Annotated in this window: 1 protein-coding gene and 1 pseudogene; both read right to left on the reverse strand. The window is 41.4% G+C overall.

The window, feature by feature from the left end; all coding sequences use genetic code 11:
- A pseudogene (locus GQR46_RS20735) lies at window positions 1–168 on the reverse strand (transposase); the annotation flags it as partial.
- A gap of 82 nt (window positions 169–250) precedes the next feature.
- A partial coding sequence (locus GQR46_RS19145; protein ID WP_206009704.1) for a transposase occupies window positions 251–1,261 on the reverse strand: 1,011 nt, incomplete at its 5' end.

Consider the following 1,261-nt stretch of genomic DNA (forward strand, 5'->3'; position numbering starts at 1 on the left):
TTTAGCTAATTCAAGTAGTTTATCTTCAACCCAGCCTCGTCGATGCTCGTAAGATTGACCAGTAAAACGGTCTTCCCCACATAAAAATGCACGACGAACGCACCGTGAAATACAGTGATAGTATTTTGTATCAACCAAACTTACTTGACGCTTTCTTGCAATTGCCATAAGACACCCTGCTCGTTTTTCGTACTAACTGAAACGTAGCCTTAAATTTTAAAAAGATCAAAATTTAGGATGGGTGTCACTGTTAATTATTATGAACAAGGCAATACAGTTGCCATTGCGCATTCACTTTCGTTTGACCCCGTAAGGTCAATTTATTCATCCCTTTATTCACTGTAATGTTTCCGAACACTGGCTCAATACAGCCTAATCGCTTACTGTATTGTCGTCGCCCTATGGGGCTATCTATTTTTACTTTCATTTTGTCTACATAGCTCAGCTTTTTGCGTGATTCATTATTTATAAACTGCACCTGTCGCCCTGTTTTAATAGGCGGCTTTCGCATACATTGCTGTTGTAGCGGGCACGCTTTACAGTCTTTTAAGTAACCGCAGAATCGCGTGTATTGCTGATTGTGACTTTTTACATTTATACCACTTCGCCACATATCATTACCTGCTGGGCAGCGGCATGTTTGGGTTGCTTCATCATAATGAAAATCGTCTGAGGTAAATAATCGTGGCTTGCCTTTACTGCGTTTTAATCGACGCTTTTCTTGCTCTGTTTCGTATGTTTCGCTGTCTTTAAACAGCGGATTTCGTTTTCTAAATTGGTTATCCGCAATGTAGCTATCGAACCCACTTTTCGCCATATATTCAAGGTTTACTTCGCTGTTAAAACCACTGTCTGCAGTGAATTTAATCGTGTGCTCGTCTTTGGGTTTATCAGTGTTCAATTTATCGAGTTGCTGTTTTAATTGTGCAACGGCTGGCTGTAGAGTTTGTTGTTCGCCCACTGAGCCCCACGCTTGTGCTTGTAGGATGATTTGGTGTTTATCGTCATTAATCGCGATGCCGTTGTAGCCTTGAATTGTGCCTTTTGAGGTGGTCATTTTCGCGCTGTCGGGGTCGGTAATATTACTTTTAACTGGCTTGCCTTTACTGCCTGTTTTCTCTTCGTGAGTGGCTAAAAACTCGGTGATTTTATCTGCACTTTTATCCAGCTTTTCTTTTTGTTTTAAGTCCTGAGTTATCAACTCTTCGCCCAGCCCATCTTGTGATTGGTGGCGTTCAATAATACGTTTGCTTGCGCGTTC

The organism is Pseudoalteromonas sp. Z1A6 (assembly GCF_011378745.1).
In the GTDB taxonomy this organism is placed as follows: domain Bacteria; phylum Pseudomonadota; class Gammaproteobacteria; order Enterobacterales; family Alteromonadaceae; genus Pseudoalteromonas; species Pseudoalteromonas arctica.